Origin of the sequence: Paenibacillus sp. 481, from assembly GCF_021223605.1 — a bacterium.
Lineage (GTDB): Bacteria > Bacillota > Bacilli > Paenibacillales > Paenibacillaceae > Paenibacillus_B.
On sequence record NZ_CP075175.1, the window covers coordinates 4,322,164 to 4,340,818 of the forward strand.

Here is an 18,655-nt window from a genome sequence, read left to right on the forward strand (position 1 = left end):
AGGATTCGGATCGTGGACAAGAGCAAAATCGATAAAATATACCCCTTATCTTCAATGCAAGAAGGGATGCTTTTTCATTCATTGCTTAGCCAAGAAGAAGCTACATATTTCGAGCAAGTGATACTCAAGTTGAACGGACAGGTAGACCCGCTTGTTTTTGAACAAAGCGTGAAGGTTGTTATTGATCGATATGATATTTTTCGCACCGTCTTTCTTCATCTTAAAGTACAGAGACCGCGCCAAGTCGTCTTAAAAGAGAGGCCTTTTCAGCTTTATGTTGAAGATTTGACACATCTAGTTGAGAAAGAACAGCAGCAGTATTTGGAGCAATATATCGAACGGGACAAACAAAAAGGTTTTGAATTGTCTAAAGACGTGCTTATGCGCTTTGCACTTTTTCAAATTGGACAATCCGATTTTCAGTTAATTTGGAGCTATCATCATATTTTAATGGACGGTTGGTGTACTTCCATTGTACTCGGTGAGCTGTTTCACATTTATCAATGTCTACATGCAGGCAAGCCCATTCTGTTAGCACCTCCTACATCTTATGGAACATTCATAAAGTGGCTCGAGCAACAGGATAACGATGCTGCGACCGATTATTGGAACATGTATCTTCAACATTACGAGCTAACGGCTGAGGTGCCCCTGAAGCAGCAGAATGGAGGGAATGCAAGCGCAAACCCCGATGTGAAATATGAAAATGCACAAGTGTTGCTAACGATTGATGAATCACTGACGCATTCTTTTATGGAACTTGCGAAGCAGCTTCAAGTCACAGCCAATTGTCTGTTTCAGACGCTATGGGGCATATTGTTGCAGCGCTACAACAATACGGACGATGTCGTGTTCGGTGCGGTTGTTTCTGGGCGCCCAGCTGCTATTCAAGGAATCGAAACAATGGTCGGTTTATTTATCAATACGATACCGGTCAGAATTCAAACAGAAGCGGGTCAAACGGTGTCAGCACTCGTTCAACGCGTTCAGGAGGCTGCGATACAATCCGAACAATACAGTTATGTATCGCTAGCGGATATTCAAGCTAAAAGTCAGTTGAGTCGCAATTTGTTTCAACATATTGTGACCTACCAGAACTTTGGTATGGCTTCGATGAACACCCTTTCTGACAAAGGAGAGTTACCGTTCACTATAGGTGATGTCAGCACGTATGAACAATCCAATTATGACTTCAACATTATGGTGGCACCACATGCACAATTAGGGCTTAAGTTTATGTTTAATGCTGCGGTGTATGATGCAGCTCTTCCCTATCGGTTAGTGGAGCATTTTACATGTATGCTCAACCAGGTCGTACAAAATCCAGAAATTGCAGTAGAGCAATTGACTATTTCGTCCGATGCGGAGACGCAGTGGCTGCTGACGGAACTAACAGAAACGAAGTCCATATACGGCAAGGAAAAAACGTTGCAGCAGCACTTTGCGGAGCAAGTTGAGCGAACACCGGACCGTACGGCTATTGTGTTTGAAGGTCAAACGCTGACATACCGCGAGCTGAATGAACAGGCGAATCGAGCGGCACGCGTGCTGCGCGCTCAGGGGGTAGGGCCGAATGTGATCGTAGCTGTGCTGTGCGATCGATCGGTAGAAATGATTGTCGCGCTGCTGGCTATTCTCAAGGCAGGGGGAGCGTACCTTCCCATTGATCCCGACAATCCGCTCGAGCGTATTCGCTACATGCTAGAGGACAGCGGCGCGGCATGGCTTGTAACGCGCTCGCATTTGATCGCTGCTGCGGAGGTTGCTGCTAAAGCTGCTGCTGAAGTTGTTGCGAAAGCCGTGTTGGAAGCGACACCGGAAGCTAGGCCAGAAGCGGCATCAGGTGCTACTAAGCACGATACATATGCAGCAATACCTATTCTGCAACAATTTAAAGGAAAGCTTATCGTGATAGAGGAAGCCATGTCTGACGCACAACGGTTCGATGAGCAGATGAAGGATTGCTGCGATGTAGCTGTAGACAGCAGCTCAGACGATTTGGCGTATGTTATTTATACGTCTGGCTCCACAGGGAAGCCCAAGGGCACGCTTGTGAAGCACTACAATGTAAGTCGAGTAGTCAAAGCAACGAACTACATTCAAATCGATGAGAAGGACAACGTACTGCAATTGTCCAACTATGCCTTTGATGGTTCAACGTTCGATATTTACGGAGCGTTGTTGAATGGTGCGACGCTGGTGCTATTGAAGCGTGAAGATGTGACGGACATCGGGAAGCTTGCAGGAACGATTCGAGAGCAAGGCATTACGGTGTTCTTTATTACAACGGCTTTATTTAATGTGTTGATTGATTTGGATGCGAGCTGCTTAAAGAACGTGCGCAAAGTATTGTTCGGCGGGGAGAACGTATCGGTGTCCCACGTTCGACAAGCACTGGAAGTGGTAGGAGAAGATGTGCTGACACACGTCTACGGCCCGACGGAAAGCACGGTATTTGCCACGGCGTATTCGATACGGGAGGTGGAAGAAGGTGCGGCAACGGTGCCGATCGGTCGTCCGCTAGCTAACACAGAAGCGTATGTCATGGACAGCAAAATGCGAATGCAGCCGCGAGGAATTCCGGGGGAGCTATGCTTAGGTGGAGACGGGCTGGCCGCAGGCTATTTGAATCAGCACGAATTAACTGCTGAGAAATTCGTGGCGCACCCATATGTGTCTGGCGAGAAGCTGTATCGGACAGGGGACTTGGTTCGTGTCTCGGAAGATGGACAGATCGAATATATCGGTCGTATCGACCAGCAGGTTAAAATTCGCGGCTTCCGCATCGAACCCGACGAAATTGCAGTTCAGTTACGTGAGCATCCGGCAATCCAAGAAGCAGTTGTCGTTGCCATTCAGGGTGGGACTGGGGAATCCCATTATTTGTGCGCATATTACGTACCCAATCAACCCATTGAGGTTGCCGAGTTACGTACACATATTGCAGCAATATTGCCTCAATATATGGTTCCGACCTATTACGTTGAACTTAATCGTATTCCATTAACGCCAAACGGTAAAATAGACAAAAAAGCGCTTCCCCAACCGAATAGTAGTGAACATTTTGCTGCTGCACTTTATGTACCACCTGAAAATGAAACTGAGGCTGACCTGCTCTTGATTTGGGAAGACGTATTGGGCTCTACAGGAATAGGAACGTCGGACAGCTTTTTCGAACGAGGTGGACATTCCCTTAAGGCGATTATGTTAATGTCTCGCATTCAAAAGCAATTTCATGTAGATATTCCATTGCGTCTTATTTTGCAGCATCCTACCATTAAAAGCATGGCGAGCCTCATTTTGAATGGTACAGAACAAGAACAGGACGTAATTGCAGCAGCAAGTCCAATGGAATATTATCCGGCTTCATCGGCACAGAAACGAATGTATATGGTAAGTCAATTTCAGGAAGTGGGAACGTCTTACAATATACCTTACCTTACACATATTAGAGGTCCGCTAGACATAGAGCGTTTACGACAAGCTGTGAGTAAATTAACGGATCGGCACGAATCGTTGCGTACCTCATTCATGTTGCTAAACAATGAAATCGTGCAGCAGATTCACGACCAAGTAGACGTTCCGTTTACGGTTATTTTGTGTACACGCGAAGAGGTCGCCAGCTACAGTTCAACCTTTATTCGTCCATTTGTGTTGCAGCAAGCCCCGCTGCTACGTGTAGAGCTTCTGCAATTAGCGGAAGAAGAATTCGTATTGATGATCGATGTACACCATATCGTTTCAGATGGTATATCGTCGCAAATTCTTATTAGGGAGCTGCAGCAGCTATATGATACAAAATCATTGCCGCAGCTTCGAATCCAGTACAAAGATTATGCTGTCTGGCAATTGCAGCAAGCTCAATCAGACACCATGAAAAAGCATGAAGACTATTGGCTGGCACAATTTCATGGGGAAGTGCCTGTACTGGAGTTGCCGACTGATTTTCCTAGGTCTGCTGTTAAACAATACGAAGGTAATCGCCACGTCTTTCGTGTGGATCGCCAAATCGTGGATCAGCTTTCGCAGGTGTGTCACAAACAGCAATCCACGCTATATATGATATTGTTAGCTGCTTATCATGTATTTTTGTCCCGTTATTCGGGACAAGACGATATCGTTATCGGCTCGCCAATAGCAGGTCGTTCCCATGTTGATTTAGAACCGATTGTTGGTATGTTCGTGAATACACTTGCTATTCGCAATACATGTTCATCGGAGCAAACCTTTATTAACTTTTTAACAGATGTAAAAGAGACCGTCCTGCGTGCTTTTGAGCATGAGCAATATCCGCTTGAAGAAGTAATAAATAAGTTGGATTTGCAGCGTGACAGTAGTCGGAATCCTTTATTCGACACGATGTTCGCCCTACAAAATATGCAGCTGGCACAAAATGAGAGCAGCGAACTTGTCTTTCAACCATATCCTTTCAACTTAGAAATATCCAAATTTGATCTTATGTTCGTTGCCTTACAGCAAGAAGATGGACTATATGTTGAAATCGAATATCGAACAAGTCTATTCAAGGCTGAAACGATTGAACGTATGGGTAAGCATTTTGCCAGACTCTTAACAGAAATCGCTATCCATCCAGAGCGCTTAATAGGACAACTTTCAATGATCAGTGAAGATGAAGAAATGCTGTTCGATAAGGTGAATGCTACGGACATCAGCTCTACACAGCTGACGCTAGCTCAAATATTCGAAATGCAGGTTGAATCAGCACCTGAGAAAATCGCCTTGACCATAGGAGAGCGTGACGTTAGCTACCAAACGTTAAATAAGCGTGCCAATCAAATAGCTCACTTTCTACGCGCTAATCAAGTAGGTGCGAACGCGAGAGTCGCGCTTATGTTATCGCGTTCTACTGATATGATAGCCGCCATTTTTGGCGTAATGAAGGCAGGAGGAGCATATGTTCCAATCGATCCGGACTATCCTGCTGACCGTGTCAACTACATGCTGCATGACAGCCAAGCGTTGTTATTGCTGACCGATCAAGAGATCGGCGACACGGTCCAATTTGAGGGTGAAATTAAACAACTGCAGCAGATCGAATTAAGCGATTTTCCGAGCAGCAATATGGTAGCTAACTGTTCGCCTAGCGATTTGGCTTATGTGATGTATACATCCGGTTCTACAGGACGACCTAAAGGCACGTTAACGACACATCAAAACATTATTAGAGTTGTGAAAAATACGAATTATATTCAAATACAGCCTGATGATAGACTCTTGCAGTTATCCAATTATGCCTTTGATGGCTCGACCTTTGATATTTTTGGGGCATTACTCAATTGCGCTAGACTCGTATTGGTGTCTAAAGATACCATGTTGGATATCGATGCGTTAACTGAACTTATTCAGCGAGAGCAAATTACGGTATTTTTTATTACAACAGCACTCTTCAATACACTGGTCGATGTCAATGTAGGCGCTTTGCAGCGAGTGCGAAAAATTTTGTTCGGTGGAGAGAAAGTGTCCATTCGCCATGTACGATCAGCGTACTCTATCCTTGGACCAGGCAAGCTTGTTCATATGTATGGACCAACCGAAAGCACCGTGTATGCGACGTTCTACCCTATTCTACAAGTAGAAGCGAATGCTCATACCGTTCCAATCGGCCGACCACTTGCCAACACGCAGGTATATGTACTCGACCGTCATGATCGGCTGCAAATGATAGGTGTGCCTGGTGAATTGTGCATTTCGGGGCAAGGATTATGCGAAGGTTATTTAAACAATGCGGAAATGACGGCGGAAAAGTTTGTCGAGCATCCATTCCTGCCTCATGAGCGACTTTATAGAACTGGTGACCTTGTAAAAATGCTGCCAGACGGCAACTTGGAATATATTTCGCGTATGGACAATCAGGTTAAACTGCGCGGCTATCGGATTGAACTCGGTGAAATTACGAGACAACTCCTAGCGATTGAAGAGGTTGAATCAGCGTTTGTCGTAGCTCGGACAGATAACCAAGGACAAGGTTATCTCTGTGCATACGTCGTCATGGACGATGAGCGGGATGAGAGCTTTTTACGCGAAAGTTTATCAGAATTGCTACCGAGCTATATGATGCCAGCCTACTTTGTTATTGTGCCGGAAATGCCGCTTACGCCTAATGGGAAAATCGATCAGAGGGCGTTGCCACAGCCTGATGTGGGCGATGTGTTTACGGTTGAATACGTGAAGCCGGAAACCGCAGTTGAGCGACGTTTAGCGGAAATTTGGGCAAGTATACTCGGTGTTAATAAGGTTGGATTGAATGATAACTTTTTCAAATTAGGAGGTCATTCACTCAAAGCTAGTGTGCTCGTTTCCCGCATTCGCCTTGAAATGCAAGCTACTGTAACGTTAAGTGACTTATTTCAGCGTCCCACTGTTCGGGAACTAGCAGCTTTGTTGGCCATTCAACCAAAATCGGTTGTCGATGAATATATTCTTAAGGCTATAGATGATCGCTTGTACTACCCAACTTCATCCGCGCAAAAAAGAATGTATTATGTCAGTCAATTGGATAGTGAAGGAATTACTTACAATATGCCGCTAATTGTGCGGTTGCCTTCAAATGTGAACATGGATCGATTGATACAGAGCCTACATTGGCTAGTGGAACGGCATGAGTCGTTGCGTACCTCCTTTAACATGATAGAAGGGGAACTTGTTCAGCAGATTCATCAGAACGTATCCTTTGTCGTAACTTCGGCAACCATTCGCGCCGAGGAAGTTGCTGGCCGGAAGCAAGCGTTTGTACGTGCATTTGATTTACACCGAGCTCCTTTACTAAGAGCCGAACTGTTACACGTGGAGAATGAATCCTTTATATTGTTACTGGATATGCATCATATCGTGTCAGATGGCGTTTCCATTAGTATTTTCGTTAATGAACTAAACGAGCTTTATAAGGGCCAAGCTTTGCCACCGTTAACGATTCATTACAAAGACTATGTAGTGTGGAAGCAGTCGCAAAAAAATCATAAGAATTGGCTCGATGCAGAACGGTATTGGCTAAACCGTTTTACAGATGATGTACCCGTCTTGCAACTTCCAACCGATTATGCAAGACCAGCTATTCAAAAGTTTGGAGGAAGTAGACATTCAATTGTGCTCAATCGGGACAGTGGGTTACGTATACACGATCTTTGCAAAGAGTGGGGGATGACAACCTACACGTTGCTATTGGCCGCATATGCAGTGTTCTTGCATAAATATACGGAGCGAGAAGACGTCATCATAGGATCGCCTGTCACAGGTCGGAACCATCCCGATATAGACGGTACGCTCGGTATGTTTGTAAATATGCTCCCATTGAGAGTCTTTCCGCACAAGACCAGAACGTTTGCCGAACTAGCGGAAGAAGTTAAGCAAATCGTAGTCGATGCATATCCTCACCAAGATTACCCGTTAGAGGATATGATTGAACAGCTTGGTGTACGCCGAGACATGAGTAGGAATCCATTATTTGACACCGTATTTACGTATCAACCATTTGAAGCCAATCGAGGTATGAATGGATTCGCGGAACCATCGTTGCTAGTGGAAGACACCGAGCACGGCTTGTCCAAATTCGACTTAACGGTGAGTGTAACCGAACAGGAGTATGCGCACCTTTGTGTTGAAATGGAATACAGCACCCATTTATTCAAGCATAGTACGGTAGAGCGAATGGCAGGACACTTTGTTCACGTATTGGAGCAAATTGTGGCCAAGCCTAATGAACGTTTGTCTGAATTGCATGTGCTGACTGCTTCGGAGGAGAAACAACTGCTGGACGTATTTAACGATACATTTGTCGCGCATCCGGTGGACTGCACGATTCATGAGCTGTTTGAACGACAGGTAGCGTTAACGCCGGATCATCCGGCTGTTGTGCTCGAGACTGCAAGTGACGATGCGGAACATGAGGTGGAGAAAGCTGGGCGGGGCAAGGCCGAGCATGTTCAATTGACGTATCGGGAGCTGAACGAACGTGCCAATCAGCTAGCTAGCATCCTAAGGCATAAGGGAGCGGGCATCCATACCGTTGTCGGCATTATGATGGAACGGTCATTGGATATGTTAGTCGGTGTGTTAGGTATTCTGAAGGCTGGAGCGGCGTATATGCCGATTGATCCCGCCTATCCGCAGGAGCGGATCGAATATATGCTACAAGACAGTGGAACGAGCTTAGTCGTGACGCATCGAGAAGGGATGAAGTCGACCACCTTTGCTGGAGAAGTCGTGGATGTGGACCTGTTGAGCCTGCACACAGAGAACGACACAGAGAACGAACAGGAGATAACCTTGAACCGGACGAGCGTGGAAGCGAGCCATTCGGCGTATATCATTTATACGTCAGGCTCTACGGGCAAGCCAAAAGGGGTAGCCGTCGCGCATCGCTCACTCGTCAACCTTTCCTGCTGGCATAACCGGCACTTCTCGGTGACGGCATTGGATCGGAGTACAAAGTTTGCGGGGTTTGGATTTGACGCCTCGGTATGGGAAGTGTTCCCGTATTTGATTGCGGGTGCCACGTTATTCATCGTTCCGGATGAAGCGCGGACGGATGTGCAACGTCTGAACGCATTTATGGAGCGGAATGGCATTACGATAAGCTTTTTGCCAACGCCAATATGCGAGCCCTTTATGGAGCTGGACAACAGCTCGTTACGGCTGTTGTTGACAGGTGGGGAGAAGTTGAAGACGTATCGGAAGCAGAGCTACCAACTCGTCAATAACTATGGACCGACCGAAAACACGGTAGTGGCAACGAGCTACAGCGTACAGGAAGCGGAGACGAATTTGCCGATAGGAAAGCCGATTGATAATGTACGTGTGTACATTGTGAGCAAGGATGGCAAGCTGCAGCCCATCGGGATTCCAGGGGAGCTGTGCTTGGCAGGAGAAGGTCTGGCGCAAGGTTATTTGCACCAGCCAGAGATGACGGCACAAAAGTTCGAAGCAAACCCGTACGAGGCGGAGGGGTTGCTGTATCGGACAGGCGATTTGGCGCGTTGGCGTGAGGATGGAAACATCGAATACTTAGGCCGGATCGATAGCCAAGTGAAAGTGCGTGGATTTCGGGTGGAGCTGGGTGAAATTACGCAACGTCTCATCCAGCATGAAGCGGTGAAAGAGGCTGTCGTGCTAGGGAAGCAGGATAGTCGCGGACACGTGTATTTAGCGGCATATGTAGTTGGTCGGAAGGAATGGAGTGTGGCACAGCTGCGCACATGGCTTGCGCAAGCGCTGCCGGACTATATGGTTCCGACATACTATGTCGGGCTAGAAGCGCTTCCACTTACGGCAAATGGCAAAGTAGATGAGCGTGCTTTACCTGAGCCAGACAACGATTTTGTGAACGAGACACCATATGTTGCTCCTGTTACTTGGCATGAGAAAATACTTGCCGAAATTTGGGGAGAAGTTCTAGGTGTTGAAGGATTGGGCGTTCATGATCATTTCTTTGAGCGGGGTGGCCATTCTTTGAAAGTAACGCAAGTGGTTAACCGGATTAGCGAACAATTTAATGTGACGTTTCCGTTGCGTTTATTTTTCGAAAGGCCGACCATTATGGAACAAGCTGCCTATGTGGCGCAGGTAGGAAACGGAGAGAAAAATGTTAAGGAAGTGCTCATTCCAATTGTGGAAGAGCGTGAATATTATCCGGTTACGCCGTTACAATTGTATACCTATCAATCAAGCTCGGATCAGACGATCTACAATATGCCACAGGTGTTAAAGGTCGAAGGCTTGCTTGATATGAAGCGGTTGGAGCGAAGCTTCCGCACTATAGTGGAACGGCATGAAGCGCTTCGTACTTCGTTCACGGAAATCGATGGCGTATTAATGATGAAAATAGACCAAGAAGTACGATTTGAACTGGTAGTGGAACAAGCGTGGGAAGAAGATGTATCGAATAAAATAAATGATTTTATTCGACCGTTTGACCTGAATTCAGCGCCGCTGATTCGAGCAAAAGTGATTCAAATCGAACACGAGTCTTATATACTGATGGTCGATATGCATCACATTATATCGGACGGCATCTCATTCTCTATCTTTTTCAACGAACTAATGATGATCTATCAAGGTCAGAGCGAGCTTCAGCCGCTTCGTATTCAATTTAAAGATTTTGTCGTATGGAGCAGCGAGCAGTTGCATAGTGGTGCATTGGAGCAGACAGAGCAATTTTGGCGGAGTCAATTAGGGAAGAATCCACCCGTTTTGCAAATCGAAACGGATTATCCGCGTCCTAGCATTCGCTCGTTTGAAGGCGATCAAATTCGCTTCACGCTTGACGAATCGTTGACCGAACAAGTTCGAAACTTTAGTCTTCAGCATGATGTTACCCTGTACATGACATTACTTGCTGCCTACTATGCTTTATTAATGAAATATTCAAATCAGGAGGATATTATCGTCGGTACGCTAGTTGCTGGACGCCCTACTTCAGAATTGGAGCGTGTCATGGGGCTATTTATCAACTCGTTGCCGCTACGTAACTATCCGACACCTGATAAGTCTTATAAGCAGTTCGCTATGGAAGTAAGGACGAATTTACTTGCCGCCTATGAGCATCAGCATTATCCATTTGAGGCACTAGTTGAAACATTAAATGTGCCTAGTGATCCAAGTCGAAGTGACTGGTATGATACAGCGTTTTCCTTTTTAAACATGGCTCCTGTTCAATTACAAGTAGACGGTCTTAGCTTTGCGACGTATCCGTTTGACTGGAAAGTTGCTGAGCACGATTTCTACTTAGTAGGAGTAGAGGGAGAGCACGAAATTATTCTGGATTTTGCGTATTGCACAAAGCTATTTAATAAAAATACAATACTAGCAATGGCCAACGACTTTAGAAGTGTCGTCGAGCAAGTCATGGCTAATTCAGAAGTGAAGTTGTCAGAGCTTGAGCTTGCTATGAACAAGATTGAACAGGGAGCCCTTTAAACAGACGGAATACCTAACATCTAAATGAGGTGAGATATTTGAGTAAAATGAGAACAGGTCCACTTTTACCTATTGTGTTTATTATGATTGCAATCATGTTGTCCGGCGCTGCTTATTTCTTACTTCGACAAGAGATCGTGAACGAAACCGTAATCATGAGCTCTAATATCGGAATGATCGTATTAATACCGACAACCTTTTATTTACTGTGGGCCAGACCTAAATCGTTGCCGAGAGAGTATGTATATGTGTGGTTTATTTTTTCCGTAGCATTGACGTACTTTATAACACCGCTTGAGCATCGGTATTTTTTGCAAGGGGTGTTGAAATGGCTGCTGCCTGTCGTAGAAATATTGCTAGTGCCTTATATCATTTATCGGATATATACGATCGTTAAGCGTTATCGTGCAGTAGGTAATCGTGAAGAATTGGACCCGATCAGCACGATGAAAGAAGCGCTGATGCCGATTATGGGTGATGGTGTCGTACTTAATATTTTGCTTACAGAAATGAGCGTATTTTTTTATTCATTGTTCGCGTGGTTTAAAAAAAATAACGAGCCCAAACCTGGTACGTATACGTATCATAAAGACTCACAAATTAAAGTCATCGTTATCGTGTTTATCATTTTAATTATCGTAGAGTCAGTAGCTTTGCATTTTTTACTCGTACGATGGAGCATTGTCCTTGCATGGATCACAGCGGTATTGAATGTATACGGTATTTTGTACATGATAGCCTTGTACAATTCTTTCCGTCTTCGTCCGCACCGTTTAACAAATGGGCAGCTGAAAGTGAATTTAGGTTTTCAGGGTAGTATTACAGTTGAAGTGGACAATATCGAAGCGGTAAACCAAGCGAAACCATTTGAATTAGGTGAAAAAATTCCAGATGACATTTTCGTCTCATTTATGCGTTTGGATGCTCCGCAATTGGAAATCTGTTTAAAAGAGCCTGTGCAGATGCAAGGCTCGTATGGAATAAAAAAAATGATTTCTAAAGTCGTGATGAGGGCCGATAACGTGAATGATTTTACTGCTGAACTTGAACAAATGCGCGATCGCTATGCGGATACCGAGGCGTATTCCAATATTCAACGCGAACAAGAATCATCACCGTCCGTCATTCAATCTCAAAGCTATTAAACGAACTCGAAAAGAAGAAATAGTTACAGTGGTTGGCCTGAAGAAATCATGGAGCATTTGCCTGATTAACTTCAGGCTTTTTTATTCTGGAAAAAATAGAGGTGATGAGGTATTCCACTTTCAAAGGCATGGATATAAACGTTCATGTTGGACAGGTTCATAATATGAATAGCAAGGATGAGGAATTTAAGTTTATGATAGAACATGAGTTTGGTACCTAACATAAGTAGCTCGGTTGTACATTCATTCATAAGAGGAGCTGTTAGTGATGAATATGACCATGCAAGAGCAGTTAAAGATCAATAAGCAGAGCTGGGATGAGTCAGCGGAACGATTTTTTGGACGAACAGCGTTGCCGGAATATGGGCCGCATGCTCCGACGGAGGAGAAGCTGCAACTATTCGATCCTTTAGCAGGCAAAAAGGTGTTGGAGGTAGGCTGCGGGAGCGGGCACTCGTTATTGTACATGCTGAACCATGGGGTGGATGAAGCAGTTGGGTTGGATTTGTCCAAGGTTCAGATTGAAACGGCACGGCGCGTTGTAGGCGATAGTGTCAAAGTAAAGCTCTATGAATCGCCGATGGAAGAGAATCCAGGTTTGGTAGAGAACGATTTTGATATTGCGTATTCGATTTTCGCGCTGGGCTGGACGTTGGATTTGCATCAAACGTTGTCGAACGTCTACAGCTATATAAAACCGGGCGGTTCATTTATTTTTAGTTGGGAGCATCCTCTACATGGTCTAATGGATTACAAGGAGGGTGTTATTTATTTTAGTGAGTCCTATTGGGAAGAAACACGAAATTTACATAAAGCTTGGGCACCGCGTCCTGCTGTGTATCAGCATAGAAAGCTTAGTACGTATTTGAATGAGTTAATTCGGGTTGGGTTTACGATTGAACAAGTCATTGAAGATGTAGAAATTCAGGAACGCGAGCGTGGGGGGAATCCTAGTTCGTGGTATTCGGAGTTCAAGGCAGGCTATTTGCCAGCGACGATGATTGTGAAATGTAGGAAGTAGTGCGGTTGTGATTAGAAAGAGGAATGGTAAGGGGGAATTACCTTGATCTATGAAATGACGGTTCAAGTTCGTGTTACAGATATAAATGAAGGCCAAATATGGTATCAAACCTTGCTCAATAAGGAACCAGACGACGTACCGCATGCAGGATTTGCGGAATGGGAGCTTGTACCTGGATGTTGGTTGCAAGTAGCAGAAGGAGTGCCAAGTGCAGGGAGCGGGCCCATTCGTTTAGGAGTTATCGATATTGAAGCTGAAAGAGATAGACTTCAAAAGGAACTAAATGTGGAGAGCTTCGAAATTCATTCGCGAGCAGAAGTTCCAGTAAAGTGGGCAACTTTTACTGATCCTTGGGGAAATCGTCTTGGTCTTTTTGAATATTTGAGTGATACGGAGAAGAATGAGCGGGTGCAAACGGTTTTAAGCAAGACGTCATGTAGTGACATAGGAGGATAGCCATGAATTTTACAAAAGTGTTTAAAGCGTTTCCAGTCATCGAAGGTCAGAAAATACGATTAAGACCATTAAGATTGGAAGATGCTCCGGAGTTGCTTGCATATTATTCGAATGAAAATGTATATCGTTATTTGGATTGGAATGGACCTGAAACGTTAGAGAAGAGTTATGAAATCATAAAAGATTGGAATAAAGGTTATATGGACGGCTGGATAATTCGATTTGCCATTGCTGACAAAGCGACGGATGAATTGATTGGAACGATATTTTTGAGTGAGTTTGAAGGGGCGAGGGCTGAAATCGGGTATGAATTATCCGAAGCGTATTGGCGTCGTGGAATGATGTCGGAAGCGATACGTGAAGTATTAGGGTTAGGATTTAATCAGTTAGGTTTAGTACGTATTCAGGCTTTGGTGAGTGATGAAAATACGGCTTCTGCGGAGATGTTAAAAAGATTCAATTTCAAAGCAGAAGGCTGTTTAAGGAAGTATGAGTGTCATGGTGTTACTGGGGAGTGCAGGGATATGTGGGTGTATAGTTTGTTGAACACAGAGTTTGAGAATTAAAATATAAAGAAATTTAAAAGGGTATGTTGTGATGTGTTGAAAAAGAATGATTAGAACCTCGATCTATTTGTAGGCGGTTTATTATCTTAAGCTGGGAGTACCCTTTACATGGCTGAATGGAGGATAGGGAGGGTGTTGTTTATTTTAGTGAGTCCTATTGGGAGGGGGGACTTGCATCAAACTTGGGTGCGACGTCCTACTGTGTATCGGCTTAGCGGGAGCAGTAGAAATAGGGATTAAAGCTATCATCTAACAAAAGATAAGGGATTCTATCTTAGGCTTCTACCTATTTCCTAAGAAAGATGTGTTTATATGGGAGAATACCCACTCCGGAGGTGGGCATGTGAATACTATGACTGTGTGAAAGCAACAAGGATAAATGCACAGGAGGAGTATACGTATGTCTCAATCCAACGTTCCAAATATTACGCCGCAGATCACCGTGACGCGTGATGATGCGATTACGTTATTGCTCTCATCCATCGCACTTGAAGAAATCGGTCTCAGTCACATTATTAATGCCGAAGGCGAGAAGCTACAGTTCATACTTGGTACGTTGCCAGGTGTATCTGCACCGCCAGCCACACTAAGTGACATTCTTAACGTAAATCAAAGCGTTCGGGATACGATTCGTGAATTGACGAAGAAGGAGTTTATTCTTGAGAGCAAGTTGAATAGTATCTTGAATACACCGATTTCGGTTGGGCCGACTGGACCAGCAGGCCCGACAGGACCATCTGGCGATCCTCCAGGATCGACGGGCATCACTGGACCAGTGGGTCCAGCGGGAGCAACAGGTCCTCAAGGCGTACCAGGCCCAGCGGGAGCTCAAGGTTTGGTAGGCCCGCAAGGCCCAGCAGGCCCAGTAGGTCTGCAAGGTGTAGCAGGGCCGGCGGGAGTCCAAGGTGACCCAGGTCCAGCAGGAGCTCAAGGTGCGCAAGGAGCTACTGGTCCAGCGGGAGCAGCAGGAGTGACGGGAGCCACGGGTGCTGATGCTGCAGGGGCCACCGGAGCGACGGGAGATGTCGGTCCAACGGGTCCAACAGGAGCGACGGGAGATGTCGGTCCAACGGGCCCAACAGGAGCGACGGGAGCGACGGGAGATGTCGGTCCAACGGGTCCAACAGGAGTGACGGGAGCCACGGGTGCTGATGCTGCAGGAGCGACCGGAGCGACGGGAGATATCGGTCCAACGGGCCCAACAGGAGTGACGGGAGCCACGGGTGCTGATGCTGCAGGAGCGACCGGAGCGACGGGAGATGCCGGTCTAACGGGTCCAACAGGAGTGACGGGAGCCACAGGTGCAGGAGCAACAGGAGTTACCGGAGCGACGGGAGATGTCGGCCCAACGGGTCCAACAGGAGTGATGGGAGCCACAGGTGCAGGAGCAACAGGAGTTACCGGAGCGACGGGAGATGTCGGCCCAACGGGTCCAACAGGAGTGACGGGAGCCACAGGTGCAGGAGCAACAGGAGCAACCGGAGCGACGGGAGATGTCGGCCCAACAGGTCCAACAGGAGTGACGGGAGCCACAGGTGCAGGAGCAACAGGGGCCACCGGAGCGACGGGAGATATCGGCCCAACAGGTCCAACAGGAGTGACGGGAGCCACAGGTGCAGGAGCAACAGGAGCCACCGGAGCGACGGGAGATGTCGGTCCAACGGGAGCTACCGGTTTAACAGGCGTCACCGGTGTGACAGGTCCTACACCTAGTGGAGTCACGATAAATAATGGACGATTTGCAACTACTACAGTAGCTCAAGTAAACCCAGCACTAGGTGCAGTCTCATGGGATACAAATTATACACTTAATGGTGACCAAATTACCCATGTGCCAGGATCAACAGACATTACTCTTACTCCAGGGTCTTATTGGGTGTTGTATTTATGTAATGCAATACCAGCCGTGACACCCGGCAACGTCGTATATATATTGACTCTTAATGGGGCTGGAATTGAAGGTTCAGGGACAGGGGCTACTGGACAAATTCTGATTAGCCAATTCACGGGGGGAGCCGTTTTCGACGTCGTAACGAATCCAAGTGTATTACAATTAATGAATGCTGGTTCAGACACCGTCAACACGCTTAATACAGCTATCAATATAATAAAGTTGTCGTAAATGCAAACCGTATAGGAATGAAATAAAGAATTTTAATTCTTCTTAGGATAGACAGCTTATAAATTGTCTGTGTGCTACCCATAAGAGAACACTTTGAAAAAAGTGGCCTCTTATGGATGTATTCATACATTACCTCTAGCTCTTGTAATATCGAACACCACGGACATTGAACGCATTCGTACGAGTATGTCATTTATTGTTATACCCATAGAAACGGCTGGCTGGTAGCGACGAACAAGCTATATCCGTATTTCGGTGGCAGATGAGCAGGTACATAGGGACGTAAAAGCTCAAGAGTGCTTTCATTGTCACAATGAATAATAAATCCATATTAACGAAACCTAACATCTTCATCGCTAATCATAGGCCACGGAATAGACTTTCCTCTGAAATCTTAATAATACCTGATGATTGCCAGATAACTTCTCCCTTTTCAAACATTAGCTCCTTCATATACCCATGAAAACTCCATATATATCTTTACTTAGTTAGGAAAGAGAGTGTTAAATATTCCGAATGGAGCATGATTGAGAGTAAGAAATGCAGTGTTTTTGAAACCATGAATGGTTTGCAACGGCGTGTAGGCTTAATTTAAAGCAAGGCATTGATAGTCCCTAATGTTTACGCATAATAATTTGGTAGGGAAGTTCGCATTTACTTTTTCTGCAATTGCAAAAGAATTCAGAGCATTCCATATGCCATTGAATATACAGTTATCAATTTTGAAACGAAGGAAGCCCTTAATAAATCAGTCTAATGTTGGATATGGCAAAATGGCTAGGGCACTTGATAACAGCTAACGGTACTGATTTCTGGAACCCGATGCTACAATGCAGAGCGATATACAATAATGGTCAATTTGGAACGTATGAAGGTTAACGAGTTAAATGAATAGTAGATTTTTCGTTGAATAAAAATTTGACCATGTGAAGTCTATGGCTAGATCGGTATATCGTGTGCAACGGCGAAAAGTTTAGGGACCGGGGAACAGATCACGAATTAGAGGAGGACAGAGGAATCAGATGAAACACAAATGTGTGGTGTCTTTGATATTTCTTTGTTTATTCATGACGAGTTGTAGTCAGGCTCATACTACGGACGAAGCGGAAATCATATCAACCGATAATCAGTTTCAATATCTGATTCAAAGAGAACGATATTACAACGTATTTGAAGCTCAGAATAGCTTTCCAAATGCGAGTTCATCTCTGAAGAGCAATTGGTCTTTGTTAAATATAAAAGCAAGCAAGGGAGTTTCGAAACAATTTTATTTTGAGTATGACGATGAAAATAACAAACTTGTGCCTATAAAGGAAGATGTTTTTGAAACGTTTACAAAAGAGAGAATTGATAAGGAATGTTATGGATTGACCATATATTTAATTGTTGAGGACAATAACAAATGGAATGAAACCAATTTACGATTGATAGGTTCTTTTGAATGGTCGCGTTCTTTACCTAAGGCTCTACAGCATCAATCGTATGCATTTTTGGGGGCGCATGCTCATGCTGGTCATGTTTCATTTTTAGATGATATTGGTACATTGGAGGGTACGCTGATGCCCGCACCTGCATTCCACGGGAGAGGATTTGGATGGGAAAGTAGAGAAGTCGAAACGGTGCCTGTCCATGGGACATTTAGTGTAAGAGCATATCAACAAGGAAAAGTTGATGTATCCGAAAAAAACTTTGCATACGTTATTCCATTTGATATGGACAGTACTTCTTCTTATCGCGTTTCTTTTGAACAAGGTTTTACTACAATTAAAAATGTTAAACCTTTAAGCACTGTGTATATACAGCTTCCGTGAAATCATCTACCCTCAACCTCAGTGCTTGACTGCTAATTGAATCGCAATGACGATATTGAAACTCATTCAACATATGAGGGTTCATTCTAAAAAGCGTCTTCTACACGGTGTGTGGGACGCTTTTCTTGGTATATATCGTTGGGCGCGACGCACATTTTGGTGTTTTGTAACATTTATCCTGTGTTCGGGGTGGACAAGCTGCCTATGATTTTCTCGTGATGCGAGACTATCCGCACGATAAAGCTCACATTGCTCAACTCGCGATTGAGCTTCATACGACGTTAGAAGCAAGTAGCCATTTACATCCAGAAATTGCATTGGTTGCGATCGGGGCGACGTTAGATGCAACAGGCGCAGCTCAAAAAGAGATTGATGCGAGAGCGTTACGATATATTTTAGATGCATACCCTGAAGTGGAAAATCACTGTGCATTCATTGAATTGTTTATGTATCAATATAAGAAGACGCATGATGAGAAGTTCTTTATGATTGCTGAGGCGGCGAGGAACAATCACAAGGAATGTAGTCATATGATTCTTAACTAAAGTACTGTATTTTGTGATAATTGTGGTTAAATTGGTAGTTTCACAAATGATAGGGGT

The 18,655-nt window shown here is 44.9% G+C and carries 8 protein-coding genes; all 8 read left to right on the forward strand.

The annotated features are described in order from the left end of the window. The first annotated feature begins 12 nt into the window (after window positions 1–12). Complete coding sequence (locus KIK04_RS18965; RefSeq protein WP_232275150.1) at window positions 13–10,932, forward strand: non-ribosomal peptide synthetase; 10,920 nt, start codon at window positions 13–15, stop codon at window positions 10,930–10,932. 38 nt (window positions 10,933–10,970) lie between these two features. Beyond that, complete coding sequence (locus tag KIK04_RS18970; protein WP_232275151.1) at window positions 10,971–12,077, forward strand: hypothetical protein; 1,107 nt, start codon at window positions 10,971–10,973, stop codon at window positions 12,075–12,077. Window positions 12,078–12,345: 268 nt separating this feature from the next. Next, window positions 12,346–13,098: a class I SAM-dependent methyltransferase gene (locus KIK04_RS18975; protein WP_232275152.1), complete on the forward strand. Its 753-nt coding sequence runs from the start codon at window positions 12,346–12,348 to the stop codon at window positions 13,096–13,098. A 42-nt stretch (window positions 13,099–13,140) separates the two neighbouring features. Next, window positions 13,141–13,554: a VOC family protein gene (locus KIK04_RS18980; RefSeq protein ID WP_232275153.1), complete on the forward strand. Its 414-nt coding sequence runs from the start codon at window positions 13,141–13,143 to the stop codon at window positions 13,552–13,554. 2 nt (window positions 13,555–13,556) lie between these two features. After that, window positions 13,557–14,120: a GNAT family N-acetyltransferase gene (locus tag KIK04_RS18985; protein WP_232275154.1), complete on the forward strand. Its 564-nt coding sequence runs from the start codon at window positions 13,557–13,559 to the stop codon at window positions 14,118–14,120. A 400-nt stretch (window positions 14,121–14,520) separates the two neighbouring features. Then, window positions 14,521–16,242 carry a collagen-like protein gene (locus KIK04_RS18990; RefSeq protein WP_232275155.1) on the forward strand — a complete coding sequence of 574 codons (1,722 nt, stop codon included), beginning with the start codon at window positions 14,521–14,523 and terminating at the stop codon, window positions 16,240–16,242. A 1,022-nt stretch (window positions 16,243–17,264) separates the two neighbouring features. Further along, window positions 17,265–18,053, forward strand: a complete 789-nt coding sequence (locus KIK04_RS18995) for a hypothetical protein (protein WP_232275156.1) — start codon at window positions 17,265–17,267, stop codon at window positions 18,051–18,053. Window positions 18,054–18,271: 218 nt separating this feature from the next. Continuing rightward, window positions 18,272–18,598, forward strand: a complete 327-nt coding sequence (locus KIK04_RS19000; protein WP_232275157.1) for a hypothetical protein — start codon at window positions 18,272–18,274, stop codon at window positions 18,596–18,598. The last annotated feature ends 57 nt before the right edge of the window (window positions 18,599–18,655 follow it).

Bases quoted from the DNA above. Each gene is read 5' to 3' on its own strand.
- KIK04_RS19000 (WP_232275157.1), top strand. From the start codon at position 18,272: ATGCGAGACTATCCGCACGATAAAGCTCACATTGCTCAACTCGCGATT.
- KIK04_RS18990 (WP_232275155.1), top strand. From the start codon at position 14,521: ATGTCTCAATCCAACGTTCCAAATATTACGCCGCAGATCACCGTGACG.
- KIK04_RS18985 (WP_232275154.1), top strand. From the start codon at position 13,557: ATGAATTTTACAAAAGTGTTTAAAGCGTTTCCAGTCATCGAAGGTCAG.
- KIK04_RS18995 (WP_232275156.1), top strand. From the start codon at position 17,265: ATGAAACACAAATGTGTGGTGTCTTTGATATTTCTTTGTTTATTCATG.
- KIK04_RS18975 (WP_232275152.1), top strand. From the start codon at position 12,346: ATGAATATGACCATGCAAGAGCAGTTAAAGATCAATAAGCAGAGCTGG.